Source organism: Candidatus Pseudomonas phytovorans, from assembly GCA_029202525.1.
Lineage (GTDB): Bacteria > Pseudomonadota > Gammaproteobacteria > Pseudomonadales > Pseudomonadaceae > Aquipseudomonas > Aquipseudomonas phytovorans.
Window position 1 is genome coordinate 3,174,079 of the sequence record CP119325.1, and the last position, 24,653, is coordinate 3,198,731.

The window sequence follows — 24,653 nt, forward strand, 5'->3', positions numbered from 1 at the left end:
GAAACGCCGGGCATAGAGCGGCAGGTGCTGAATTTCGTTGGAACGGTTCACGCCGGCGAGGCACTTCTGGTGTATCGTGCCGCCCCCCGAAAGCCCCTTGTATTCATGGAGGAACAATTGCGCATCTACATTACCGGCGCATCCTGCGCAGGCGTGACCACGCTGGGTCAGCAGCTCGCCAAGCAATTCGATCTGCGCCATGCCGACGTCGATGACTTCTACTGGATGCCCACCAACCCGCCGTTTTCCACCAAGCGGCCGGCAGATGACCGTGTGCCGTTGATCCAGCAAGCGCTCGGCGAGGATGACTGGGTGTTGACTGGCTCTTGCATGGTCTGGGGTGATGCCTTGCTGGCCCATGTCGATTTGACGGTGTTCGTGGTTACACCAACGCCCGTGCGTCTTGAGCGGCTGGCTGCGCGTGAGAAGGCGCGCTTTGGCGAGCGCATCGCTCCGGGTGGTGACATGTACGAGATACATGTGGGGTTCAGGGAATGGGCTGCTCAGTATGACGACCCGAACTTTTCAGGCCGCAATCGGGCCTGGCATGAGCGCTGGCTGGCAGGGCAGACAGCCCCGGTATTGAAGGTGGAAGGGGCAAGCTGTTCTGCAGCGTTGCTTGCGCAAGTCACCTCGGCGCTGACAAAGGTACCGCTTCGCCAGTCTGGTGATCCTGTCTAGGTGAGGCAAGCTTCATGACGGTGTCATGGCTGCTTTCCGGTCCGGGACGACACCGCCCAGCACCATCTGGGTGACCGTGCGGGTGGCACGATCAAAGTCCGACTTGTCAGGTACGGCCATGCCTCTGAGCTGCGACATTTGCCAGGCCAGATTGGTGTAGGTGCGCGTTGCCGACCAGATGAAAATCATCAGGTGTTCGGGGTCACAGGGTGCCAACCGGCCTTGATCGATCCAGCTGCGCAGGCTGGCGACGTTGCGCGCGGCTTCCTCGTGCAACATGAACTTGCACACCTCGGGCAGGCGCTTGCCCCCTGAGAGCAACTCCTGGCTGAACACGGCGGCGCTGAACGGGTGCTCCCGAATGATGCGGATGCGGGCTTTGATATAAGCCCGCAGGCCCACTATCGGGTCGTCGCTTTTTCGCAATGCGGCCGAAGCCCTCACCAGCGGCTCGATAAAACTCATCAGCACCTGGACGTACAAATTCTCTTTTGTCTGGAAGTAGTAATAGATATTGGCCTTGGGCAACCCGGCGCGCTCGGCAATATCGTGCGAATGGGTGGCGGTGAAACCGGTGACGGCAAACGCTTCGCTGGCAGCCTGCAGAATAAGCTTGCGATTCTTACGCCGGATCCCCGGGTTGCCCAGCGCGATGTCGACCGAGCCGAAAGGGGCGTCAGCGCCATCGCTGGTCGTGTGTGGCATGTGGGCTTGGGCGTACATCACGGTTTCATCTGGGCTTTGAGAGGCGGTGTATAGAAATGTATATAGCGAGTGTTATGCTTTTCTTGAGCTGTTGCAAGGCTGCCATTTACACACCAGGGCCAAACTCATGCATTTTTTGATCAGGCAGGCGACGGCCGCGGATAGCGATGCGATCAGCCAGGTCGCGGCACGCACTTTTGCGCTGGCTTGCCCGGCGAATACGCCAACGGCGGAAATTAGCGCCTACATCCAAGGGGCATTGATGCCAGCCGACTTTGACCGCTTGAGCCGAGAACCGGATATGCGCCTGTCGGTAGGCTTGATGCGCGGTACGGTCGTCGGCTACAGCCTGCTCAACCTTGCCCCAGAGCCCTTGGGCATTTTGGCTGCAGATGGCATCGCCGAGCTCAGCAAATGCTACGTGCTGCCTGAATACCATGGGGCGGGTGTGGCCCAGCAGCTGATGGCTGATGTGCTGCAGGGCGTAGCGGGGGCTCTGCGGTTGACGGTCAATGACAGTAACAGCCGGGCTATTGCCTTCTACTTGCGCAACGGCTTTGCAGTGGTGGGTGAGACCACGTTCCAATGCGGGGCGGATGTGCATCGGGACCTGGTGATGCTGCACGCCGGCTGGGCCGCCCCCTGACGAAGGCGGCCCGCCTGGTCTTGCGTGCTAGGGAGTGACCAGCACATCACACTGCGACTCGTTCAGTGCATGCTTGGTGACGCTGCCAACCAACAACTCTTCCAGCGCGCTTGCACCCTGCTTGCCGACCACTATCAGGTCGCACTCCAGCTCCTGTTCCTGTTCTGCAATGCGCCAACCAGGGTCTCCGTGCACCAGAATCTGCCGGGCGTCGGGTATGCCGGCAGCCTCACTCAACGCAGCGAGTTGCGCCGCTGCATCCTTGCGGATGACGTTGCGGTAGTGGGTGAGGGTGTCGTGGTCGATACGGGCGAAGCGCACGCTGCCTTCGAACGGGGCTTCGTACACATGCAGCAGAATGATTTCGGCCTGCGGGGCAATGGCCTTGGCCAGTTGGATGGCGCGCAGCGAAACCGGTGAGAAGTCGACTGGCACCAGCACGGTGCGGTAGGCGTCACGCGGGGCCGGCTTGACCACCAGCAACGGGCAGGGCATGTGGTTGAGCATTTTCTGCACGGTTGAGCCCAGCAGCAAGCGCCGCGCCACGCTCTGGCCCTTGGCGCCACATACCAGCAGGTTGCTGCGCTTGTCCTGCACTACCCGGGTGATTTCGGTGATCACCGAACCGCTGGCAACCTGCACTCCAGCGGATATGTCGTAGCGCTGGAACAGCAGGGCTGCCAATGCGCGGATTTTTTCGCCGGCGCTATCCAGCACGCGCTTCAACAGGTCTTCATCAGGCGCCACCAACTGTTTGAGGCGCTCGAAGGGGGCCGGGTTGGCAACGTAGAGCAGGTCCAGCGAGGCCTGCTGCGCCTTGCTCAGGTAGGCAGCGCGCTCCGCCGCGTTGCGGGCATGGGGGGACAGGTCGGTGGCTACCAGTATGTGTTTCAGCGGGCTCATGTGGGGCTCCTTATCCAAGGCCGCGCACGGTGATCGAGGAGCACGGTGCGCCTGGCGGTGCTTGAGTCATTCCTTGCTGCTAGCCATCGTCGCGCGAACCCGGCGCGAGGGCTTGATTTGGGTCAATGGAGTGCAAGCGCAGCGGCAGATCATGCCGCCAGCAGCACCCGCAGCATCCAGCGTAGCAACGTCAATCATGGTTTGGCCCACAGGTAGGCCATCACCAGGCCAGCCACGGCGCCCGCAAGCACGTACGAGCTACCGGGGATCAGCAGGTAGAACAGCGCTGCGGTGAGCAGGCTGAACAGCCAGGGCAGGGCCGCAACGGCGCCTCGGCGCAGTTGGCTTTGCGGTGGAACAGCGGGGGGATCGTTCTGTACAGGTTCAACGCTATTCATGGTCACCTCCAGGGGAGGCAAATTATTCCAATTACCTAATGAAATTGGCTTGCGTAGTTGCGCTAATGTATCGAGTATTTGGCATCTGCTACCAAGTATGCATAGGAAGAGGTATGTAAATGCCAATCAAGCTCGATGCCATCGACCGGCGGATCCTGCGGGCGCTACAGCGCGACGGCAGGTTGCAGAACCAGGAGCTGGCCAAGCAGGTGGGGTTGTCTGCATCGCCGTGCCTGCGACGGGTGCGTCTGCTGGAGGAAGCCGGGGTGATTGAACGCTATGTGGCGTTGCTGGACCCGGCCAAGGTCGCGCTGGGCCTGACCCTGTTCGTGCGGGTGTGGCTGAAGCGCCAGGACCAGGAAACCACCGACGAGTTTGTCGAGGCCGTGCGCCAGCTGCCCGAGGTAGTGGAGTGCCATGTGATGGCGGGCGATTGCGACTTGCTGTTGCGGGTGGTGGCGGCAGACCTGGAAGCCTATCGGCGCTTCCAGATCAAGCACCTGACCAGCCTGAGCGTGGTGCAGAACGTGAAGACCGAAGTGCCGATGGAAAAGATCAAGCTGACCACCGAGCTGCCGGTGTAATCGCGCCTTGATTCAGGCCCACTCGGCGCGGTCTGCCAGCAGCCTGGCCTGTCGCAGCAGTTCGTCATCCGGCGCCGCGCTGGCAATGGCCAGGCGCAATTGCCCAAGAAACCGCCCTTGGATCGGCGCGATCGAGCCCGAGAACAGGCTCACCCCATCGCCCAGCGCGGCACCGATGGCGGCCAGGTCGGGCTTGAGCCCTTTGCCGCCGGTGTAGTGCAGGTCGAGGTAGCGCTTGCCGACAGTTCGGGCTTGTGTTGCCGGCGTGGCCTCGCTGAGCAGAATGCGGCTGACGGCGTGCCGGGGGTCACCGAACACTTCCCACACCGCGCCGGTTTCGACGATACGGCCTTGTTCCAGTACCGCTACACGGTCGCACAGGTCGCGGATTACCTGCATTTCGTGGGTGATCAAGACGATGGTCAGGCCCAGGCGCTGGTTGATACTGCGCAGCAGGTCGAGGATCGCTTGGGTGCTTTCCGGGTCCAGCGCAGACGTGGCTTCGTCGCACAGCAGAATCTGTGGCTCCAGCACCAGCGCGCGGGCAATGCCGACCCGCTGCTTCTGGCCACCGGACAGTTGTGCGGGATAAGCACCGCCTCGGCCGGTCAGGCCCACCAGGTGCAACAGTTCGTTCACACGGGCGCTGCGCTGTTGTGGCGGCACCCCGGCCATGCGCATCGGCAGCTCGATGTTTTCGGCCACCGTGCTGTTGGCCAGCAGGTTGAAGTGCTGAAAGATCATCGCCACCTTGCGCCGTAGCGCGTGCAGGGGCTTGCCCTGCAGCCCTGCAATGTCCTGGCCGTCGATCAGTACCTGGCCGGCGCTGGGTGCTTCCAGGCGGTTGAGCAGGCGCAGCAGCGAGGACTTGCCCGCACCGCTTCGGCCGATGATGCCGAACACCTCGCCACGGCGTACCTGCAGGTCGATGTTGTCGAGCGCACTGACCGCGCCGTAGTGTTTGTGGATGCCGCGCAGGCACAGTTGCGCATCGGCTGGCTGGATTTGCTGCTGGTAACGGCTCATGTTCGGGTTCCATGCCCTCTGTCACCAGAGGGCTGCAGGGGTCAGAAACCAGGGGCTATCTGGCCTTTGTAGCGGGTCAGGATGAAGTTGCGCACTTCAGGCGAGTTGAGTGCCTGGGCCAGCTTCTGGATACCCGGGTCCTGCAGGTTGTCCGGGCGGGCGACCAGGTACTCCACGTACAGGTCCTTGCCTTTTTCCACGATCAGCGCGCTGTTGGTATCGATGCCAGCCTCCAGGGCGTAGTTGGCGAAGACAAAGGCGAGGTCGACCTGTTTCACCGATCGCGCCAGCATGGCGCCCTCCAGCTCGCGGATTTTCAGGTGGCGAGGGTTGTCGGTGATGTCGCGTTGGGTGGATTGCGGGTTGGCCGGGTCCTTCAGCTTTAGTAGCCCGGCCTCGGCCAGCAGTACCAACGCACGGCCCGTGTTGACCGGGTCGTTGGGGATGGCGACGCTGGCGCCGTCGGGCAGTTCTGCCAGGTTCTTGTACTTTGCCGAGTAGGCGCCGAACGGTTCGATGTGTACGCCCACCACCGGCACCAGGTCGGTGTGGCGGGTCTTGTTGAAGTCGTTGAGGAACGGCCGGTATTGGTAATAGTTGGCGTCCAGGTTCTTTTGCGCCAGCTGCAGGTTGGGCTGGATGAAGTCGTTGAACACCTTGATGTCCAGGTCGACCCCCTGCTTGGCCAGGGCCGGTTTGACGAATTCGAGGATTTCCGCGTGCGGCACCGGCGTGGCGCCGACCACCAGATGTTCGGCGGCCTGGGCACTGAAGGCGAGGAAAGCGGCGAGGGCGGTGAGGGTCTTTTTCATGATCGGTACCTGAGATGTATAGGGGCTCAGCGGCGGGTGAAATGTCTTACCAGGCGGTCACCGCTCATCTGCAGGGCCTGCACCAGCAGGATCAGCAGCAGCACGGTGACCACCATCACATCGGTCTGGAAACGTTGGTAGCCGAAGCGGATCGCCAGGTCGCCCAGGCCGCCGCCGCCGATCACCCCGGCCATGGCGGTGTAGTCGACCAGCACGATGGCGGTGACGGTGACCGCCGCGATCAGCCCGGTGCGTGCTTCAGGCAGCAGGGTGTAGCGGATGATCTGCGCGATGCTGCCGCCCATGGCCTGGCTGGCCTCGACCAGGCCGCGGTCCACCTCGCGCAGGGCGGTTTCCACCAACCGCGCGAAGAACGGCGTGCAGCCGACCACCAGCGGCGGAATGGTGCCCTTGACCCCCAGCGAGGTGCCGGTCAGCAGGGTAGTGAGCGGAATCAGCACGATCAGCAGGATGATGAACGGCAGCGAACGCAGCACGTTGACTACCACCGACAGGGTTCGGTACAGCGGGCCGTGCGCCAGCAACTGGCGCTGCCCGGTGAGGTAAAGCAGCACGCCCAGGGGCAGGCCGAGCAGCACGGTAAAGCCCAGTGCGGCGCCGAGCATGCTCAGCGTTTCCAGGCAGGCCTGGGCAATCTCCGCCCAGTCGACGTTGGCCAGCAGATCGTTCATTGGCGTGGCCTCAGTTCCAGTCGTGGCGCCGTGGCTTGATGCCGTTCAGTGCCCAGTTGCCGAACAGGTGGTTCCAGCGCACCTTCGGCGGCGTCGCGAATGATGTGGGCCGCAGGTAAGCGGATTTCGTAAGAGGCAGATTGGTTCAGGTCAGGCATGAGCAGCTCGAATGCAGGCGAATGACCTTGCAATGCAGCTGCTGTGCCAACGTTTTAGTTCAATGGAATCAGGCTTTTAGATGCCTGGGTCGGGCTACTTCTGCCTGAAAACACCGCCAACTGTTGCTGTGCTGTCGGCGCCGCAACAGCAGCCCCTGTCTGAGCGCGTCTGCTTCGCGAAGGCTTTTCATCACGTTTTGTTATGCCAGGCATCATGACAATATATTTATCCTTATCATTATCAGGCCCTAGCATCTGTTGCCCGGCATCGCCCATTTCCATGAGGTCTTGATGAACAGCTCGCTCTTCGTACCCCAACGCACCGCTGCCTTGTTGCTGCAGCATTGGCGCAGCGGTGACCTGCTGACCGAACTGCCTGCCAGCCTCAGGCCCGAGACGTTGAAACAAGGCTATGACAACCAGGACCAGTTGTTCGCCGCCGCCGCTGGCCAGCGCGCAGGGTGGAAGCTGGGTGTCGGCAGCCCCGCAGGGATGCGTGCGGCCAATCTGGACCGGCCGCTGGTTGGCCAACTGGAGGCAAAGCGCTGCCACGCTGATGGCGTGCACATCGAGCTGCCGGCCGTGACACCTGTGACCATCGAATGCGAGATTGCTTTCGTGCTTGACCGGGATATCCCCCCGCAAGTGGGGCGGGTGCCGGTCAGCGAAGATATCCGCGCTACCTGCGTCACGTTCGAAGTGGTGCGCTCACGCTTCGTCGACCGCAAGAGCGTCGGCTGGCCAAGCTTCGTGGCGGACAACGTGGGCTTCGAAGCCCTGGTCGTGGGCAACAGCCTCGGGGCAGGCATCGATGTGCCATTGCTGGCCGACTTGGCCGAGACCACCGAAGTGTACGTAGACGGTGAATTACGGGCGCGTGGGTTGTCTGGCGATGCAGCGACCGACCCGCTGGTGTCGCTGGCCCACCTTTATGCCCATGCGGCCGACCGGGGCCAGACCTTGAAGGCAGGCGATGTGGTGACCACGGGGGCCATGTGCCAGCCGTTCGACCTGTATGAAACAGGCCATCAGGTTAGCGCCAGGTTCCTTGGCCAAGTGCTGTCGTTCACGTTGTAACCGCCGACCATTGATCATGCGCCGCCTCCATCCTCTGCCGGGTTTGTGGGTCGGCGGGGATCAGGTGCTCGATCCGCAGTGATTCCACCGTGATATCCAGCGGCATTCCGAAGGTGGTGAAGGTCGACAGGAACTTCATCTCGCCACAGGGGGTGCTCACGCGGGTCAGCAACACGGGCGCGATACCTGCTGCCTGTTGTGGGTTGGCCGGGGCTGGAAGGTTGCGCAAGCGCTCTGCCAGCGTCGGGTTGCCCACGGCCTCCCTGGATGCACGTTGCCAGGCAACGGCACGAATCTCCTGCGCATTGGCCAGGTGATCGCCCAGGCCGCCAGGGCGGAGCAGCGTATCCAGAAGGTTGAGGCCAGGCGCCGCCTGGGTGGCAATGCCCACCATCCCCAGCAGCAGCCCGGTACTGGTATTGGCCGCGATGACCTCCCAGTTGCTGTCGATGACGATTGCAGGTGCAGGGTTGTTCGCCTGCAGGATGTGCTCGATGGCGGCATGCACCAACGCCATTTCAGGCGCGTCCAGCGGCGAGGCCGCATAGCGGGGCGCGTACCCGGCGGCGATGAACACTTCGTTGCAGTGCTCCAGCGGTACGCCAAGGGCCGAAAGCAGGGCATGCAAGGTGCCAGGGCTGGCTTTGGCGCGCCCGGTTTCCAGGCAGCTCAGGTGGCGCTGCGATACGCCAGCCAATAGCGAAAGCGCTAGCTGGCTGAGGCCGGCCTGCTGGCGCAAGTGGCGTAGATGCTGGCCTGCCGATGTGTCCGGCGCAGGGCTTTTGCGATGGAACAGCTGATGACTCATGCGTTGATCCTGATCGTCCTTGATTGCAGTGTCCATGACCTTACAGGTCATTGAGCGCAGGCAACCCTATCACTACTGTGCCGGCAAACCCTACCGAGGACATAATGATGGGCTTGCGTATCTGCGCGCTGGCGTTGCTGGTGCTGTTTTCGTTGTATACCGGCTGGACGATGCTGATTGCCGAGCAGTCGCTGCTAGCGTTCGGGCTACAACTGATGTCCCGGCCTGACACCGCACAGGTGGTCATCGATCTGTACCTGATGGCAGGGCTGGCCTGCGTCTGGATGGTAGCGGACAACCGGATGCGAGGACGTGCAGGGATCTCGGTGCTGCCATACCTGCTGCTGACAGCCGTGTTCATCTCGCTGGGGCCGTTACTGTACCTGGTGAACCGAGGTCCTGCCGGAGGGAATCGGCCATGAGCAGTGCTTTGCAGGTGTACGCGCTGTGCGTGGTTGTGCTGTTCCTGAAGATGTTACTGATCTCCTGTTATCAGGGCTGTTACCGCTTGCGCTTACTGGCCTTCACCAACCCAGAGGATGCAGCGGTGTTCAACCGCGCTGCCCAGGCCGTGGAGCGACCGCAGGTGTTGCGTGCTGCCAAGGCATGGACCAACGACCTGGAAAATATTCCAGCGTTCTTTGCCCTCGGCGGGCTGGCGATTGCCCTGGAAGCAGCTGTGCAGCCAACCCAATTGCTGAGCGTTGCGTTCACCCTCGCCAGGGTCCTGCATACGCTGGCCTATCTGCGGTGCATGCAGCCATGGAGAACGGTGTTCTATGGCATCGGGGTTATTTGCCTGTTGGGCTTTTGCGCACTTGTCACGGCGCGAATTGCCGGCTGAACCAAAATATTGCATGAGTCATCTTGATGCTTTCTCTTAACGGTACTAATACTTAAGCACTGCCGAAGAGGGATGGTCATGCAGACGCGCTTCGTTGTGATCCCTGCTGTGCCGCTGAAGAAAGAAATCTATCCTCGCCGTCTTGGCTTTCCCGCCGAGCTGGTGGCGGGCTATGACATTTACGACACCCAGGAAAAGTTGCGCCTGAGCCTCAATTACCCGACCCGTGCAGAAGCTGAATACCAATGTGCATCGCGCAACAGTTGCCGGGATGCTGGCGAAGCGGGTATTGCAGGCAATGGTTGAGAGCTGCGAAATACGCAGCGCGCTGTCAGCGGTCATCCAATCGACACATTGAGCCTTTAGGGTTGAGGCAGGCGCCATTGCAGGCTCCAGTCCAGCTAGTCGAACCGGGATGACGCATGAAGGCAATGGACAGCGCTACAGCCAGGCGCAAAGGCATCAAGCTGCGTGCCACGGTGATTTACCGCAAGGACGGCCAGGTTCTGTTCGTGCGCAAGCGCAACGCCAAGTGGAACCTGCCGGGCGGCAGGGTAGAGCCGGATGAAACGCCGCTGCAGGCGGCGCGGCGAGAGATGGCAGAAGAAACAGGCCTGGCCTTCGATGAGCTGCGCTTTGTGAGTGAGTACCGCGAGGAACGGGTCATTCATTACCTTTTTGAAGCCCGTAAAGCAGCAGACAAACCGCGCCCCTTGAACGAAATCGACGCTTGCCGCTGGATCAAGCCACGGCAGGTGGCCAAGCGCCGGGTGAGGCGCCCGATCAAGACCTTGCTCCGGCGCTGTGCATGACCACAGCGCCCAGAGCAGGTATCAATAAACCTGCGGCACTATGATTTGCATCGGCGTCGGGTTGCGGATGTAGTCTTCCTTCCTGACCCGTTGCGGCAGCTCGATCATCGGCACTTCCACCTCTTCATAAGGCATTTGCCCAAGCAGATGGTGGATACAGTTGAGCCTGGCCTTCTTCTTGTCGTCGGCCTGCACCACCCACCAGGGCGCCTCGGCAATATGGGTGCGCTCCAGCATGATTTCCTTGGCCTTGGTATAGGCCTCCCAACGCCGACGCGACTCCAGGTCCATGGGGCTGAGCTTCCATTGCTTGAGCGGGTCGTGCACGCGGCTGAGAAAGCGCAGGTGCTGCTCCTGGTCGGAAATCGAGAACCAGTACTTGATCAGCTGAATGCCCGAGCGCGCCAGCATGCGCTCGAACTCCGGCACAGTACGGAAAAACTCCTCGTACTGGTCGTCGTTGCAAAAGCCCATGACCTTTTCCACGCCGGCGCGGTTGTACCAGCTGCGGTCGAACAGCACGATCTCGCCGGCTGCCGGCAAATGTGAAACGTAACGCTGGAAGTACCACTGGGTGCGTTCGCGGTCATTCGGGGCGGGCAGGGCGGCAACCCGGCACACCCTGGGGTTCAGGCGCTGCGTGATGCGCTTGATCACGCCGCCTTTGCCGGCAGCGTCACGGCCCTCGAACAGGATCACCACTTTGTGGCCCGTCTTGACCACCCAGCTTTGCAGCTTTACCAGTTCGCCTTGCAGGCGGAACAGTTCACGGAAATAGGTCCTGCGTGCGGCCTTTTCGCTGCCGTCCTCGACATGTTCGTCGAACAGTGCATTCAGGTCATGGCCGTCTTCGGCCAGTTCCAGCTCCACTTCTTCGTCGCTGTGGTCGAGCAGTTCACGGTGGATGCGCCTCATCAGGGCGTGTTCTGTAGCGGTCATGGCAAAGGCTCACGTCGGCGGGGGTGGCCAAGTGATAGCCGCCTTCGGTTACCAGCGCATGACATCAACCTGCCTCAGGGCACCCGCAAAAAGCTCTACCACGGGGGGTGCCATTCAATAGTCACAAAGCTGTAACACAGCTGATGCAAAGTGTGCCGGCCATCACAAGGAGCGCTTTTCGATGATTCGCCTGATGAAGTCTGCTGCACTCGCCGTTGCCGTTTCGCTTTGCGCCACTTCCGGGGCCTTCGCCGCGGAAAACGTTCGCCTGACCGGTTCCGGCGCGAGCTTCCCGGCACCCATCTACCTGACCTGGTTCAAGGACTTCAGCAAGAACACTGCTGGCGTTACCGTTGACTACCAGTCCAAGGGTAGCGGCGCTGGCGTTCAGGACTTCCTGAACAAGACCGTCGACTTCGCCGCCAGCGACTCGGCCATGAGCGAAGCAGACATCGCCAAGGTCGCCGAAGGCGTACAGCTGCTGCCAATGACCGCCGGTGAAATCGTCCTGGCCTACAACCTGCCAGGCAACCCAAAGGGCCTGAAGCTGCCGCGCGACGTGTACTCCAACATCTTCCTCGGCAAGATCACCAAGTGGAACGACCCACAGATCGCCAAGGCCAACCCAGGCATGAAACTGCCTGAACTGCCGATCACCGTGGTCGTTCGTGCTGACTCCAGCGGCACCAACGCCGTATTCACCAAGCACCTGTCGGCCATCAACGCCGACTTCAAGAAAGAGCTGGGTGAAGGCAACACCGTCAACTGGCCGGCCACCGACAAGTTCATCAAGTCGCCGAAAAACGACGGCGTGACCGCCACCGTTCGCCAGACCCCAGGCGCCATCGGCTACATCGAGTACGGCTTCGCCAAGCTGGCCAAGGTCGACTTCGCCGAGCTGGAGAACAAGGCTGGCCAATACGTCGTGCCTACCGCCGAAAGCGGTGCCGAAGCACTGGCGGCGGTGAAGATGCCGGAAAATCTGGTTGCCACCCTGCCGGACCCGGAAGGTGCCAAGTCCTACCCGATCACTTCCTACACCTGGATGATCTTCCGCAAGGACAACGGCAACCCGGAAAAAGCCAAGGCCATGCGTGAGATGGTCGAGTACGGCCTGACCCAAGGCCAGAAGATCGCCGACTCGATGGGTTACATCCCGCTGCCACCGTCGGTTGTCGACCAGGTGCGCAAAGCGTCTGCCAACATCCAGTAATACTCAGGCGCTCCCGGTATTGGCATGAAGCCATACCGGGGGTGTTTGTCCCTAGTCCCGGAACTCGCCCATGAACACACCCTTTGCCATACCGGATAACCCCGATTCCGCGTGCCAGCCACCGTCTACGAAAGACTTCCTGGTCGATCGCACCTTCCGTGCGCTCGCACGCATCGGTGTGGTGCTGGTGCTGGCGCTGGTTTTTGCGCTGGTCTACGAAGTGGGCCGCAAGGCACTGCCCGGCATCGAGAAGCACGGCTTTGACGTGATATTCGGTAGCGTCTGGGACGTCAACCAAGGCAAGTACGGTATTCTGCCAGCGATCTGGGGCACGCTTTACAGTGCATTCATCGCCCTGTTGATTGCCGGTTTCTTCGGCGTCAGCATGGCCATTTTCCTCACCCAGGATTTCCTTCCGGCCAAGCTCGCTGCGGTGTTTCGCACCATCGTCGAACTGCTCGCCGCCATCCCCAGCGTGGTCTACGGCCTGTGGGGCATCTATGTGGTCATCCCGGCGATTCGCCCGCTGACCGCCTGGCTGAACAGCGAGCTGGGCTGGATCCCGTTTTTCGGCACTTCCCTGAGCGGGCCTGGCCTGCTGCCTGCTGCATTGGTACTGGCGATCATGATCCTGCCGACCATTGCCGCCGTTTCCCAGGATGCGCTGACCAGCGTACCGATGAAAACCAAGCAGGCTGCCTACGGCATGGGTACTACCCACTGGGAGGCCATCCTCAAGGTGATGGTGCCATCCGCTGCTACCGGCATCTTTGGTTCGCTGGTGCTGGGCCTGGGCCGTGCGCTCGGTGAAACCATGGCGCTGGCCATGCTGGTCGGCAACGCCAACACCATTTCGCTTTCCCTGTTCGCCCCGGCCAACACCCTGGCGGCGCTGCTGGCGCTGAACTTCCCGGAGGCCGGCCCGAACGAGATCGAAGTGCTGATGTACGCGGCACTGGTACTGATGTTCATCACCCTGCTGGTGAACGTGCTCGGCTCGATGATCATGCTCTACGCCCAGCGGGGTAACAAACAATGACTGACCTGACGACCCCTGTAGCCGCGTTGCCCAGCCTGCAACGCAAGCTGGAAGGCCGCGCCCTGCGCAGCGTGGTGTTGACCTCCCTGGCATGGTTTGCGGCACTGGTGGCCAGCGTGCCGCTGATTTCCGTGCTGTACATGCTGATCACCCGTGGCGGTGCACGCCTTAGCCTGGAAGTGTTCACCGAGCTGCCGCCGACCGGCTTCGAGATGGGTGGCGGTTTTGGTAACGCCATGGCCGGTACCTTCGTCATGGTCGGCATTGCCGCCGCCATCGCGGTACCGGTCGGCATTATGGCTGCGGTGTTCCTGGCTGAACTTGGCCCAGACAGCAAACTGGCCAACGCCGCACGTTTTGCCGCCAAGATGCTCACCGGCCTGCCGTCGATCCTGGCCGGGGTGTTTGCCTACGCCCTGGTGGTGATGACCACCGGCACCTACTCGGCGCCGGCTGGCGGTGTGGCCCTGGCAGTACTGATGCTGCCGATCGTGGTGCTCACCGCTGAAGAGTCGATGAAGATGGTGCCCAAGATCATGAAGGACGCCGCCTACGGCATGGGCTGCACCCGTGCCCAGGTGATCTGGAAGATCGTGCTGCCCACCGGCCTGCCGGCCATCCTCACCGGCGTGATGCTGGCCGTGGCCCGCGCCGCTGGCGAAACCGCGCCACTGCTGTTCACCGCGCTGTTCAGCAACTACTGGATCTACCATGACGGCAGCCTGGCGGTCATGAACCCTACGGCTTCGCTCGCCGTACTGATTTACAACTTCTCCGGTATGCCATTCGACAACCAGCTTGAGCTCGCCTGGGCGGCATCGCTGGTGCTGGTAATGATCGTGCTGGTAATCAACATTCTGAGCCGAGTCTTCGGCAAGCCCAAGTATTGAGAAAGGGAGCATCCAACTTGAACGTATCCACTGCGCAAAGAGCCGCTCCCATGGTCAGTGAAGCTACCCCGATCGTCATGGACTGCAAGCTGGACAAGATTTTCTACGGCAACTTCATGGCCGTGCGTGACAGCCATGTGCCGATCCGCAAGAACGAGATCACCGGCTTCATCGGGCCATCGGGCTGCGGCAAGAGTACCGTGCTGCGTAGCCTCAACCGCATGAACGACCTGGTGAAGGGCTTCCGTTTCGAAGGCCATGTGCATTTCCTCGGCCAGGATGTCTACGGCAAGGGCGTTGACCCGGTAGTGGTGCGCCGCTACATCGGCATGGTGTTCCAGCAGCCCAACCCGTTCTCCATGAGCATCTTCGACAACGTCGCCTTCGGCCTGCGCCTGAACCGCTACAAGGGCGACCTCGGTGACCGCGTGAAGCACGCCTTGCAAGGTGCCGCGCTGTGGGACGAAGTCAAGGACAAGCTCAAGGTCAGCGGCCTGTCGCTGTCCGGTGGCCAGCAGCAGCGCCTGTGCATTGCCCGTGCCATTGCCACCGAGCCTGAAGTACTGCTGCTGGACGAGCCATGCTCGGCACTTGACCCGATCGCCACCCGCCGTGTGGAAGAGCTGATGGTCGAGCTGAAGAAGGACTACACCATCGCCCTGGTAACCCACAACATGCAGCAGGCGATTCGTGTGGCCGACACCACGGCGTTCTTCTCGGTCGATATTTCCCAGGGCAGCCGCACCGGTTACCTGGTCGAGATGGGCCCTACGGCGCAGATCTTCCAGAACCCGCGCGAACAGCTGACCAGCGACTACATCAGCGGCAAGTTCAGCTGAGCCAGGCTTGCCCAAGGTGGCCGGGTGTTGCAGCCAGGGAGGTTGCAGCACCCGGCCGCGTTACCTTCCGTTAAAGTGTTACCCGGGATTTCCAATGCGAGCAATGCGTCGTCTTGATCTTTCAGCGGTAGAGCGCGCATTGCGCGAGGTGCAGGGCCGCTTTGCCGAGCTCAGCCGGCATTTCACCGAACCGCGGGACCCGTTTACCGACGAGGTGCTGCTGAACGTGCTTGAAGGCTATGCGCTGATTGACGACTATGTCGCTCGCGGTATCGACCTGTTCGACCTGCAGCAGCTGAACCTGATGCTGGAAATCAATGCCACCGTGCTGTGCGGCAGCGACCCGGCCCGCCGCCTGGAATATGCCCCGCACCTCGCTGCAACCGAGGCGCACTTTTTCAACAACGTCGAAGGTGGCATCAAGGACTTGTACAACTGGTACTGCTCGTACCGCAGCGATTCGGTCTGGAAGCGGGCAGCCGGTGTTTATGTACGTATCCTCAGCAAGCCGCAGTTGTTCATCGAAGGCAACAACCGCACAGGTTCGCTCATCGTCAGTTACTTGCTGATGCGTGCCGGGTTACCGCCATTCGTGCTGTCGCTGGACAACGCCGAGGGTTACTTCAACCCGTCCTCGGTCATTCGCAACTCCGCTAAACACGGTGTGAAGGCATTGTACGAATTACCCAAGATCAAGAAGAAGTACGCCGCTTTCCTTGAAGAGAAGGCGCCTGAGCCCGGAAAGTTCTTCCTGAGCGGCACGCCCGTACCTGTCTGTGAGGGGCGCCGCTGATGCAACGGTCATCCATGTTTGTACGCGGGCGGCAGGCCATCGAGCGCAAGCTCAACCGTGGGCAGGTACGCATTTCGTTCGATATCGACGACACGCTGGCCTGCCAGCCCGAGCATGCCGCCGCCGAGGACAGCAAGCTGCCGGGCTTCGTCCATCGCTGGTTGGGCGAGCCGCTGCGCAGCGGCACACGCGAGCTGATCCGCGATCTGCGCCGCCAGGGCTGCAGCATCTGGATCTATACCTCGTCGGGGCGCACCCCGGCGTACATCCGCCGCTGGCTGATGCTTTACGGCATCCATGTCGATGGCGTGGTCAACAGTGACCGGCACCAACATATCCTGGCCCAGAACGGGCTGGAGAACTCGCCATCCAAGCTGCCGTCGGCCTTTGATATCGACCTGCATGTGGATGATTCCGAAGGTGTGCGGCTGGAAGGCGTCGACCATGGTTTTAGCGTGGTGGTGGTATGCCCGAAAGACCAAAACTGGGCACAGAAGGTGAAGGACGCGGCGGTCGACGTGCAGGCCCGTCTGGCCTGGCAACAACCGCACCGGTATGAGATGCCTTCCCAGGCACTTGCTTCCTGAAGAAAAGCGATCCTGCTCAGATAGCGTAATTGGGGCTGCTTTGCAGCCCTTCGCGGGCTTGCCCGCTCCCACAGGTATGACGCCAGTTTCAAGACATGCACGATTCCTGTGGGAGCGGGCGAGCCCGCGAAGGGCCGCAAGGCGGCCCCAATTTGTTCAGGGTATTGATACGCGCCGGCTACTCATGGCTACACCCTAAGTCTTGAACCTTGGCCCAAGCAGGTACCGGGACCAAATTACAGCGCCACACCCTCTGCCCCAAAGCATTCACCAGTCCACGCCAAAGCAGCGTATCTGGCTATCTGCCCACTTCTGATAATCGCCTCCGACATCCAGTCCCCGTTTGGAGCGCGCCATGCACAACAACAATAAGCACCTGCCGCCTCGTTTTCTCGCAGCCGCCATCGCCAGTTTTTCTGCCTTGGGCCTGAGCGGCGCCGCTGAAGCCGAGATCATGCTGTACGACAAGGACCAGACAACGTTTTCCACCGACGGCTACATCAACGCCTTCTACGTCAACAGCAAGGTCGACCGTGAGGGTGAGCAGTTCGACCGCCGCCAGTCGCGGGTGAAAATGGGCTTCTTGCCCAACTACCTGGGCTTCAACATGGGCAAGCAGGTGGATGACCTGAAGCTCGGCGCGCGTGCTTCGTTCTGGGTCACGATCAACGACAGCGAAACCAATGGCACTGACACAGCCATCGACGTCCGCCAGTTCTACGGCACCGTGGCCAACCCCGAGTGGGGTGAGGTGCTGATCGGCAAGGACTTCGGGCTGTTCGCCCGCTCCAACATCCTGCTTGACGAGCTGCTGGCCGGTTATGGCCAGGTCAGTGACACCCTGGGGCTGGTGGACGGAGGTGGCGTGTCGTTCGGCAACATCGGCAGTGGCTACCCATACCCGTTCCCCACCTCGCAGATCACCTACCGCACGCCGGTGATGGAAGGCCTGCGGGTGGCGGTGGGCATCATGGACCCGGTAGACACCAACGACAGCAGCCCGACCGGCAAGGCCTACCAGGAGAACCCGCGCACCGAGAGTGAAATCACCTACCAGTTCGACCTCGGCGGGGCGCAGATCTACAGCTGGGTCAACGGCAGTTACCAGACCTCCGACAATACCGATCCGACGGTGGCGTCGGTTACCTCCAAAGGTGTCGGCTATGGTGTGCAGGCCAAGATGGGTGGCTGGTCTCTGACCGGCTCGGGGTTCCAGGCCAAGGGCATCAACCCGTTCTTCACCAACAACGCGGGCGAACCGGTTTTGCGCAATGTCGACAGTGACGGCTATCTGCTGCAGGGCTCGTACAAGTTCGGCAAGAACCGTGTGGCGCTGTCTTATGGCAAGACCAAGGACGATGGCAATGGGGCGGTGGGCAGCGGGGCGGATTACGAGACCCGCGGCGTGGCGCTGTTCCATGACGTCAACGACAACCTCAAGCTGGTGGCCGAGTACAACCAGTTTTCCATCGACGGGCATGACACCAGTGCGCAGAACGAAGACACCGATACCTTTGCGGTGGGGGCGGTGTTGACCTGGTGAATTGCTGGGGCCGCTGCGCAGCCCTTTCGCGACACAAGGCCGCTCCCACATGGACCGCGTTCAACCCAATGTATACGGTGTACGTGGACATTGTGGGAGCGGCCTCGTGTCGCGAAAGGGCTGCGCAGCGGCCCCGGCAATTACAGGCAACAACATTACTCCCATGGAACCGCCCACCCGCTACCCAAGTAGCATTCGTCCCTCGTACCCACCTTCGTACACTTGTCCCTCAGCCACCCCGCGCCGGAGACCACGATGCAGCAGGCTCAAAACGACGGTGTGGTCAGCGCCATGTCCCAATCCACCGACGCCCGCCTGGCCGCCCAGGATCTGGCGCGGCAGCTGCTGCACCCGCACCTGGGTTTCGTGCTGTTTTTCTGTTCCGCCGAATACGACTTGCAGGCCTTGGGCGAGGCGTTGGAACAGGATTTCGGCGGCATCCGCCTGGTCGGCTGCACCAGCGCCGGTGAAATCACCCCACTGGGCTACGGGCGCAATTGCGTGACGGCGGTGGGCTTTGATCACCGGCACTTTTCCATCGCCACCGAGCTCATCGATGAAATGGAGCGCTTCAGCCTGATCGACGCGCAACAGATGGTCGAGCGCCTGGTCGGCACCTGTCGCAGCAACACCCTGGCACCCATCAAGGGCCACAGCTTTGCCCTGACCCTGCTCGACGGCCTGTCCAGCCGTGAGGAAATGGTACTTGCCGCCCTCAGCGCGGCGCTGGGGGACATCCCGCATTTTGGCGGTTCGGCCGGCGACGACAACTACCTGAACCGTACCCATGTGTACTTCGGTGGCGCGTTTCACAACGGTGCCGCAGTGGTGGTGCTGGTCAACACCTGGCTCGATTTCGAAGTATTTACCACCCACCACATCCTGCCACGGCAGGAGAAACTGGTGGTAACCGGTGCCGACAGCGCCCAGCGTCGGGTCTTTGAGCTGAATGCCGAGCCTGCTGCCGAAGAGTACGCACGGCACATCGGCGTGCCGGTGGCCGCGCTCGATTACCGGGTATTCGCCGCCCATCCGTTGGCCGTGCGCATTCATGATCAGTATTACGTGCGGGCGATTCAGCAAGTGCATCCGGACCTGAGCCTGAGTTTTTACTGCGCGGTGGAAAACGGCATCGTGCTCACAGCCATGACTCCGGGTCCGCTGCTGCCTAACCTGCACCAACTGTTCGCCGGTTTGCACCAGCGCCTTGGCCCGCCGCTGCTGACCGTCGGTTGCGATTGTTTTTTGCGGCGCCTGGAGCTGGAGGACCGTGCCGGCCTGGAGCCCGTCGGTGCGTTCTTGCGCCAGCAGCGGGTGATCGGCTTCAACACCTACGGAGAACAGTTCAATGGCATGCATATCAACCAGACCTTCACCGGGGTCGCCATTGCCCGCAACCGGCCTCCTGTCGGGCGCTGAACTGCAGGCCGAGGTCAGCCGGCTGCAGCACGAAAACCACAAGCTGCAGCGGATCAACGGCGCGTTGATCGAGCGCATCGAGTCAGGGGTAACGCGGGGCAACGATCCCTATGCGGCGTTCCAGCATTCGGTAGTGCTGGCCGAGCAGGTACGTGAACGCACCGATGCCCTGAACCAGGCCATGGCTGAGCTCAAGGCGGTCAACCGCCTGCTCAGCGAGGCCCGACAGCGCGCCGAGACGGCGCACCAGCACCAGATTCGCCTGATCACCGACAATGTCCCGGCGCTGATCGCTTACCTGAATGCCGATCTGGTCTACGAATTCACCAACAAGGTTTATGAAGAGTGGTACTGCTGGCCGCACGGCGTGATGCTCGGGCAGAGCCTGCGAGAGGCCCACAGCGAGCAGCATTACCAGCGCCTGGAAGCTTACGTGAAGCGGGCGTTGGCGGGGGAGAGCGTAACCTTCGAGTTTGCCGAGACCAACATCAGCGGCCAGGAGCGCTACATGCTGCGCTCCTACGTGCCCAACCGCCTGGCCAGTGGCGAGGTAGTGGGCATCTTCGTGCTTATCCGCGACATTACCGAGCGCCGTAACACCGCTCAGGCGCTGCACCAGGCCTATCAACACCTGGAGCAACGGGTGCGCGAACGCACCGCTGAGCTGACCAGCCTCAACGGCCAGTTGTTGCGTGAGATCGAGGAGCGTAGACGGGCCGAGTCACGGCTGCGAGAGGCCAAGCGCGAGGCCGAACAGGCCAACCTGTCGAAAACCAAATTCCTTGCTGCGGTCAGCCACGACCTGCTGCAGCCGCTGAACGCGGCGCGGCTGTTCACCAGTGCGCTGCTTGAGCGCCGCGAGCCGCACGGCAGTGCACATCTGGTTCGCAATGTCAGCAACTCGCTGGAGGATGTAGAGAACCTGTTGGGCACTCTGGTGGATATTTCCAAGCTGGATGCCGGGGTGATCAAGGCTGATGTCGCGCCGTTCGCCCTTGGCGAATTGATGGACAACCTTGCTGCTGAATACGCCGAAGTGGCGCGCTGCGAAGGGCTTGAGCTGCATTTTGTGGGCTGTTCTGCGGTGGTGCGCAGTGACATCCAGTTGTTGGCGCGAATCCTGCGCAACCTGCTCAGCAATGCCATCCGCTACACCCGCAGCGGCCGCGTGGTGCTGGGCTGTCGGCGCCAGCGTGGCGGTTTGCGGATCGAAGTGTGGGACAGCGGTATCGGCATTGCCGAAGAGCACCTGGAAGAAATGTTCCAAGAGTTCAAGCGCGGTGATGTGCAGCGCCCGGACCAGGACCGTGGGTTGGGCCTGGGCCTGGCGATCGTGGAAAAGATCGCCGGCATCCTCGGTCACCGGATCCGGGTGCGTTCATGGCTGGGCAAAGGCTCGGTGTTCGCCATCGAAGTGCCGCTGAGTGCTACCGCGCCCAAGGCTCAGCCGAGCCAGGTAATTTGCGAACCGATGCTCGAACGGCTGCGTGGTGCGCGGGTGTGGGTGCTGGATAACGACGCGGCGATCTGCGCCGGCATGCGCACTTTGCTGGAGGGCTGGGGTTGCCAGGTGGTCACTGCGCTATCCGAGGAAGACCTGGCGCGACAGGTGGACAATTACCACGCCGAGGCCGACCTGTTGATCGCCGACTACCACCTGGACAACGACTGCAACGGTGTCGACGCCGTGGCGCGAATCAATGCCCGCCGTGCTCAGCCGCTACCGGCGCTGATGATCACCGCCAACTACAGCAACGACCTCAAGCAGCAGATCCGCGAGCTGGGCCACACCCTGATGCACAAACCGGTGCGGCCGATGAAGCTGAAGACTGCGATGAGCCACTTGCTGGCAAGCAGCGGGAGATAGCTGCCGGCCTCTTCGCGGGCTTGCCCGCTCCCACAGGATTTTTACAGGTTCCAAGGCTTGCGCAATACCTGTGGGAGCGGGCGAACCCGCGAAGAGGCCAGAACAGGTCAACGCCGCAGGTAATCAGCAAAATCGATATCGCCGGCACTCAGGATCGCTTGTACCCGGTTGTGCACATTGAGTTTGCGCAAGATCGCCGAAACGTGGGCCTTGACCGTAGTTTCGGCGATCTCCAGCGTGTAGGCGATCTGCTTGTTCGATTCGCCCTTGGTCATGCGCTCAAGCACCAGCAGTTGCTTGCGGGTCAGAGCCTGGAGCATTTCCGGCGGGAAGTTCGGGGTGTCGTTGTGGCGCCGGCTGGTGCTGCTTTTCTGGGCACGGATGATGTCGGGGGGCAGGTAGACATTGCCATTGAGGATCTGCTCGATCGCTTCGATCATCTGGGCGCGTGGCGAAGACTTGGTGATGAAGCCTACGGCACCGTAGGTGATGGCCTGCAGCACGATTTGCTTTTCCTGCTCGGCCGACACGATGACCACCGGCGTGGTCGGGGCTTCGTTGCGCAGCGTGATCAAACCATTGAGGCCGTGCATGCCTGGCATGTTCAGGTCGAGCAGGATGAGGTCGAGGTCATCGTGCGCCTGGGTCAATGCCAGGGCGCTGTCCAGGTCGGCAGTTTCCATGACCTCGCTGCCTTGAAAGCCATCGCTGATGACGTTGTGGATGGCTTCGCGAAACAGGGGGTGATCGTCGGCAATCAGAATTTTGTACATGGCCTTTTCACCTTGTTTTTATTGGATGGAGCGGGCACGCATTTGCAGGCAAAGGACTCAGCGGCGAAGACCAGCCAGGCCGCACGTGGCATGAAAATTGTCCTTTTTACATAAGCCCATTACATGCCAGTGGCGGTGCATTGTGAATGCGACGATAGACAGTAAAAGCAGTACGAAAGTAGTAGATGGCCGCAGCCTTAGGATTGCATTCGAACATTGCCTCAAGGCTGAACGGCGCGGTCGAGCCCAGGTGCCCGCCAGTGCGGGCAGAAAGTAGCGCCTGGCCGGTACCAAGGTAGTAATTTACCCTGTGATCCTCGGATTTACGATGGTGCCAGCGCCCCAGAGGAGAACCGCCCATGCGCCGCATCAATCTGTCCGCCCTGTGTCGCATCAACCTCTGGGTCACCGGCTGCTTTGCCCCGCCGCAAACGCGTCACCTGGCGGAGCATTCCAACCGCATGGCCGCGGCGCTGGAGCAGGCACAGGCCGACAATAGCCAACTGACGCAGGCCTTGCTGGCGCTGCAAGAGCAAGAGCGCACCCGGTTGGCGCAGGCCCTGCACGATGACCTGGGGCAATACCTGGCAGGTATTCGTGCCCAGCTCTGCCTGTTGCGCAGGGTAGCCGAGCAGCCTGCGTTGGTGACCCAGACGGCGCACGACCTCGACCTCAATTGCGAGCGACTTCAGCAAGGCTTTCGCGCGCTGGTGCACGACCTGTATCCGGTGGCCCTGCACTGCATGCCGCTGGCCGAGGCATTCGGCCTGTTGGTGAGCCAGTGGCAAGCCAGCCAGGGCATCGAATGCCGGCTGCGGGTTGGCGAGCACTTGCCGGAGCTGCCCAGGGCAAGCAGAACGCACTTGTACCGTTTGCTGCAGGAGGCGCTGACCAACATCGCCCGGCATGCTGGCGCAAGCCAGGTGCGGGTGCGCCTGCAGCGCAGTGCCAAGAAGGGCTTGCGCCTGTTCATTCGTGACAACGGCTGCGGTGCGCAACAGCCCCCGCGCCCTGGGGTGGGTTTGCACTCGATGGCCGAGCGCGCCCGTAGCCTGGGGGGCGAATTGCGCATTTTCAGCCGCCCGGGTGGCGGCTGGGCGCTAGCCCTGAACATTCCCGGGGAGGTGTAATGAATATCGTGTTGGTCGATGACCATGCTGTTGTCCGCCAAGGCTATGGCAGTCTGCTGCGGGCAGTGTTGCCAACGGTGCAGGTGCGTGAAGCCGCCAGTGGTGAAGAGGCGCTGACCCGGGTTCAGGAGCAAGTGCCGAACCTGGTGATCATGGACTTCGGCCTGCCGGGCATCAGTGGCCTGGAAACCACCCGCCGACTGCGCCAGCGCCTGCCCCAGCTGCGGGTGCTGTTTTTCAGCATGCATGACGAGCTGCCGTTGGTGCGCCAGGCGCTGGACGCCGGGGCGTCCGGCTACCTGACCAAAAGCGCGGCGCCCGATGTGCTGATCGAGGCGGTTCAGCGGATGATGGCCGGGCACGCTTACATCGAACAACCCTTGGCGACCCAATTGGCGTGCGCTTCGCAACATCCCACCAATGACCCGCGTCTGCAGCGCATGACTCAGCGTGAGCTGGAGATTTTCACGATGCTGGCCAAGGGCACCCCGATGCGCGTGATTGCCGAGCAGTTGTGTATCAGTGGCAAGACCGTGTCCAACCACTTGACCTTGCTGAAGAGCAAGTTGCAGGTCAGTTCGCATGCCGAGCTGGTGCACCTGGGGATTGATCTGGGGGTGGTTCGGGTGGCGGGGTGAGGATTTAGATGATGTACGACCGGACCCTGTGGGAGCGGGCGTGCCCGCGAACACCGGCGAAGCCGGTGCCAGGCACCGCGTCGGCTGCTTCGCGGGCACGCCCGCTCCCACAGGTAAGCAAAAGTGGCTGAGATCATTTATCCCAGGTCTCTGGGCATCCCGTGCACCCCTCCATGTTGGCCTCCTGAAAATTCCCGTAATGCTGCCGCGCCCCGCGCAAATCGGCGTTCGCCAGGTTGCTCTGGCCGAACTTGGCCTCCTGCAGATTGGCATCGCCCAGCTTGGCCTCTTGCAAGTCAGCCTTGCTTAGCCAGGCCATTTCCAGGTCTGCCGCCTGCAAATTGGCTTTGTGCAACCTGGCCCCGGACAACCGGGCGAACTGCAAGTAGGCCGCGCTGAGGTCGGCGCTCTCGAACTGTGCTCCCTGGGCGAACAACCCCCAACCTTGAATGGCCACCAGCTTGCTATTGCTCAGGTCCGCCAGACGCAAGTTGCTTTGTTGCAGACTGGCACGGGTCAGGTTGGCACCTTGCAGGCGGGCCTTTTCCAGGTTGGCCAGGTCCAGTTGGGCATGGCGCAGGTCGGCATCGCGCAGGTCGGCGCCGGCCAGGTTCATCTTGCGCAGGTCCTGATTGGCCAGGTTGGCGCCGCGCAGGTTGGCTCCCGGGCACTGGCTGGCCTCGGCAATCACGCAGCCGTTGATGGTCAAGGGGGTATCGGTGCCATCGTCGTCCGCACTCCCGGCCAAGGCAGGGGACAGTACCAGCAGCAAGGCAAATGGCAGGTGGTTCATGGCAAAGTTTCCTCGCGGAAGGTGAGCAGAAGCGGGGAGGAGGC

General features: G+C 61.7%; 28 protein-coding genes and 1 pseudogene. 19 read left to right on the forward strand and 10 right to left on the reverse strand.

The features are described 5' to 3' along the window. Positions 1-117 precede the first annotated feature (117 nt). Complete coding sequence (locus tag P0Y58_14210; GenBank protein WEK33334.1) at positions 118-681, forward strand: adenylate kinase; 564 nt, start codon at positions 118-120, stop codon at positions 679-681. 12 nt (positions 682-693) lie between these two features. On the opposite strand, the gene P0Y58_14215 is transcribed toward P0Y58_14210, so the two are convergent. Further along, on the reverse strand, positions 694-1,404 hold the full coding sequence (locus P0Y58_14215; GenBank protein ID WEK28065.1) for a TetR/AcrR family transcriptional regulator: 711 nt from the start codon (positions 1,402-1,404) through the stop codon (positions 694-696). A 244-nt stretch (positions 1,405-1,648) separates the two neighbouring features. Here P0Y58_14215 and P0Y58_14220 point away from each other — a divergent pair, with 244 nt between their 5' ends. Beyond that, on the forward strand, positions 1,649-2,032 hold the full coding sequence (locus P0Y58_14220; protein ID WEK28066.1) for a GNAT family N-acetyltransferase: 384 nt from the start codon (positions 1,649-1,651) through the stop codon (positions 2,030-2,032). Positions 2,033-2,059: 27 nt separating this feature from the next. Here the strand turns inward: P0Y58_14220 and P0Y58_14225 are convergent, their stop codons facing one another. Both P0Y58_14225 and P0Y58_14230 read right to left on the reverse strand, forming a co-directional pair. Then, positions 2,060-2,935, reverse strand: coding sequence for a universal stress protein (locus tag P0Y58_14225; protein ID WEK28067.1), 876 nt, complete (start codon positions 2,933-2,935; stop codon positions 2,060-2,062). Between the two features lie 194 nt (positions 2,936-3,129). Then, on the reverse strand, positions 3,130-3,333 hold the full coding sequence (locus tag P0Y58_14230) for a hypothetical protein (GenBank protein WEK28068.1): 204 nt from the start codon (positions 3,331-3,333) through the stop codon (positions 3,130-3,132). Between the two features lie 119 nt (positions 3,334-3,452). Here P0Y58_14230 and P0Y58_14235 point away from each other — a divergent pair, with 119 nt between their 5' ends. Then, positions 3,453-3,917, forward strand: a complete 465-nt coding sequence (locus tag P0Y58_14235) for an Lrp/AsnC family transcriptional regulator (GenBank protein WEK28069.1) — start codon at positions 3,453-3,455, stop codon at positions 3,915-3,917. A 12-nt stretch (positions 3,918-3,929) separates the two neighbouring features. Here the strand turns inward: P0Y58_14235 and P0Y58_14240 are convergent, their stop codons facing one another. From P0Y58_14240 to metI, 3 genes are read right to left on the reverse strand one after another with little or no spacing between them, the layout of a single operon-like run. Then, positions 3,930-4,943, reverse strand: coding sequence for a methionine ABC transporter ATP-binding protein (locus P0Y58_14240; protein ID WEK28070.1), 1,014 nt, complete (start codon positions 4,941-4,943; stop codon positions 3,930-3,932). Between the two features lie 41 nt (positions 4,944-4,984). After that, on the reverse strand, positions 4,985-5,755 hold the full coding sequence (locus P0Y58_14245; protein ID WEK28071.1) for a MetQ/NlpA family ABC transporter substrate-binding protein: 771 nt from the start codon (positions 5,753-5,755) through the stop codon (positions 4,985-4,987). A gap of 26 nt (positions 5,756-5,781) precedes the next feature. Continuing rightward, the gene (gene metI, locus P0Y58_14250) at positions 5,782-6,447 is read right to left on the reverse strand and encodes a methionine ABC transporter permease MetI (protein ID WEK28072.1); all 666 of its coding nucleotides are present in this window, start codon (positions 6,445-6,447) and stop codon (positions 5,782-5,784) included. 449 nt (positions 6,448-6,896) lie between these two features. Here metI and P0Y58_14255 point away from each other — a divergent pair, with 449 nt between their 5' ends. Continuing rightward, entirely contained in the window at positions 6,897-7,682 is a 786-nt protein-coding gene (locus tag P0Y58_14255) for a fumarylacetoacetate hydrolase family protein (GenBank protein WEK28073.1), read from the forward strand. Here P0Y58_14255 and P0Y58_14260 read toward each other — a convergent pair. Then, positions 7,672-8,490, reverse strand: coding sequence for a helix-turn-helix domain-containing protein (locus P0Y58_14260; GenBank protein WEK28074.1), 819 nt, complete (start codon positions 8,488-8,490; stop codon positions 7,672-7,674). The genes P0Y58_14255 and P0Y58_14260 overlap by 11 nt on opposite strands. A 107-nt stretch (positions 8,491-8,597) precedes the next feature. Here P0Y58_14260 and P0Y58_14265 point away from each other — a divergent pair, with 107 nt between their 5' ends. From P0Y58_14265 to P0Y58_14280, 4 genes are all read left to right on the forward strand, one after another. Next, positions 8,598-8,912 carry a DUF2834 domain-containing protein gene (locus P0Y58_14265; GenBank protein ID WEK28075.1) on the forward strand — a complete coding sequence of 105 codons (315 nt, stop codon included), beginning with the start codon at positions 8,598-8,600 and terminating at the stop codon, positions 8,910-8,912. Continuing rightward, entirely contained in the window at positions 8,909-9,334 is a 426-nt protein-coding gene (locus P0Y58_14270) for an MAPEG family protein (protein ID WEK28076.1), read from the forward strand. The genes P0Y58_14265 and P0Y58_14270 overlap by 4 nt, the downstream gene beginning before the upstream one ends. A 72-nt stretch (positions 9,335-9,406) precedes the next feature. Continuing rightward, a complete protein-coding gene (locus tag P0Y58_14275; protein ID WEK28077.1) occupies positions 9,407-9,640 on the forward strand; it encodes a hypothetical protein in 234 nt (77 codons plus the stop codon). 116 nt (positions 9,641-9,756) lie between these two features. Further along, on the forward strand, positions 9,757-10,146 hold the full coding sequence (locus P0Y58_14280) for an NUDIX domain-containing protein (GenBank protein ID WEK28078.1): 390 nt from the start codon (positions 9,757-9,759) through the stop codon (positions 10,144-10,146). Between the two features lie 21 nt (positions 10,147-10,167). On the opposite strand, the gene ppk2 is transcribed toward P0Y58_14280, so the two are convergent. Next, positions 10,168-11,085: a polyphosphate kinase 2 gene (gene ppk2, locus P0Y58_14285; protein ID WEK28079.1), complete on the reverse strand. Its 918-nt coding sequence runs from the start codon at positions 11,083-11,085 to the stop codon at positions 10,168-10,170. 181 nt (positions 11,086-11,266) lie between these two features. Here ppk2 and pstS point away from each other — a divergent pair, with 181 nt between their 5' ends. The 9 genes from pstS to P0Y58_14330 all read left to right on the forward strand — a co-directional run bounded on the left by pstS (position 11,267) and on the right by P0Y58_14330 (position 21,275). Further along, positions 11,267-12,298 carry a phosphate ABC transporter substrate-binding protein PstS gene (gene pstS, locus P0Y58_14290; GenBank protein WEK28080.1) on the forward strand — a complete coding sequence of 344 codons (1,032 nt, stop codon included), beginning with the start codon at positions 11,267-11,269 and terminating at the stop codon, positions 12,296-12,298. Positions 12,299-12,368: 70 nt separating this feature from the next. After that, positions 12,369-13,337 carry a phosphate ABC transporter permease subunit PstC gene (gene pstC, locus P0Y58_14295; GenBank protein ID WEK28081.1) on the forward strand — a complete coding sequence of 323 codons (969 nt, stop codon included), beginning with the start codon at positions 12,369-12,371 and terminating at the stop codon, positions 13,335-13,337. Next, the gene (pstA, locus tag P0Y58_14300) at positions 13,334-14,227 is read left to right on the forward strand and encodes a phosphate ABC transporter permease PstA (protein WEK28082.1); all 894 of its coding nucleotides are present in this window, start codon (positions 13,334-13,336) and stop codon (positions 14,225-14,227) included. Before pstC ends, pstA begins: the two co-directional genes overlap by 4 nt. Positions 14,228-14,277: 50 nt before the next feature. Next, positions 14,278-15,066, forward strand: coding sequence for a phosphate ABC transporter ATP-binding protein PstB (gene pstB, locus P0Y58_14305; GenBank protein WEK28083.1), 789 nt, complete (start codon positions 14,278-14,280; stop codon positions 15,064-15,066). 94 nt (positions 15,067-15,160) lie between these two features. Further along, the gene (locus P0Y58_14310; protein ID WEK28084.1) at positions 15,161-15,859 is read left to right on the forward strand and encodes a hypothetical protein; all 699 of its coding nucleotides are present in this window, start codon (positions 15,161-15,163) and stop codon (positions 15,857-15,859) included. Further along, positions 15,859-16,446, forward strand: a complete 588-nt coding sequence (locus P0Y58_14315; GenBank protein WEK28085.1) for a hypothetical protein — start codon at positions 15,859-15,861, stop codon at positions 16,444-16,446. Before P0Y58_14310 ends, P0Y58_14315 begins: the two co-directional genes overlap by 1 nt. Positions 16,447-16,801: 355 nt before the next feature. Then, the gene (locus P0Y58_14320; protein ID WEK28086.1) at positions 16,802-17,989 is read left to right on the forward strand and encodes a porin; all 1,188 of its coding nucleotides are present in this window, start codon (positions 16,802-16,804) and stop codon (positions 17,987-17,989) included. 255 nt (positions 17,990-18,244) lie between these two features. After that, complete coding sequence (locus tag P0Y58_14325; GenBank protein WEK28087.1) at positions 18,245-19,408, forward strand: FIST signal transduction protein; 1,164 nt, start codon at positions 18,245-18,247, stop codon at positions 19,406-19,408. Next, on the forward strand, positions 19,377-21,275 hold the full coding sequence (locus tag P0Y58_14330) for a PAS domain-containing hybrid sensor histidine kinase/response regulator (protein ID WEK28088.1): 1,899 nt from the start codon (positions 19,377-19,379) through the stop codon (positions 21,273-21,275). Before P0Y58_14325 ends, P0Y58_14330 begins: the two co-directional genes overlap by 32 nt. 107 nt (positions 21,276-21,382) lie before the next feature. Here the strand turns inward: P0Y58_14330 and P0Y58_14335 are convergent, their stop codons facing one another. After that, on the reverse strand, positions 21,383-22,048 hold the full coding sequence (locus P0Y58_14335; protein ID WEK28089.1) for a response regulator transcription factor: 666 nt from the start codon (positions 22,046-22,048) through the stop codon (positions 21,383-21,385). 425 nt (positions 22,049-22,473) lie between these two features. On the opposite strand from P0Y58_14335, the pseudogene P0Y58_14340 reads away from it, so the two are divergent. Then, a pseudogene (locus P0Y58_14340) lies at positions 22,474-23,178 on the forward strand (sensor histidine kinase). Continuing rightward, complete coding sequence (locus tag P0Y58_14345; GenBank protein WEK28090.1) at positions 23,178-23,816, forward strand: response regulator transcription factor; 639 nt, start codon at positions 23,178-23,180, stop codon at positions 23,814-23,816. Before P0Y58_14340 ends, P0Y58_14345 begins: the two are co-directional and overlap by 1 nt. Before the next feature lie 133 nt (positions 23,817-23,949). Here P0Y58_14345 and P0Y58_14350 read toward each other — a convergent pair whose 3' ends face one another. Beyond that, positions 23,950-24,609, reverse strand: coding sequence for a pentapeptide repeat-containing protein (locus P0Y58_14350; GenBank protein ID WEK28091.1), 660 nt, complete (start codon positions 24,607-24,609; stop codon positions 23,950-23,952). Positions 24,610-24,653 lie beyond the last annotated feature (44 nt).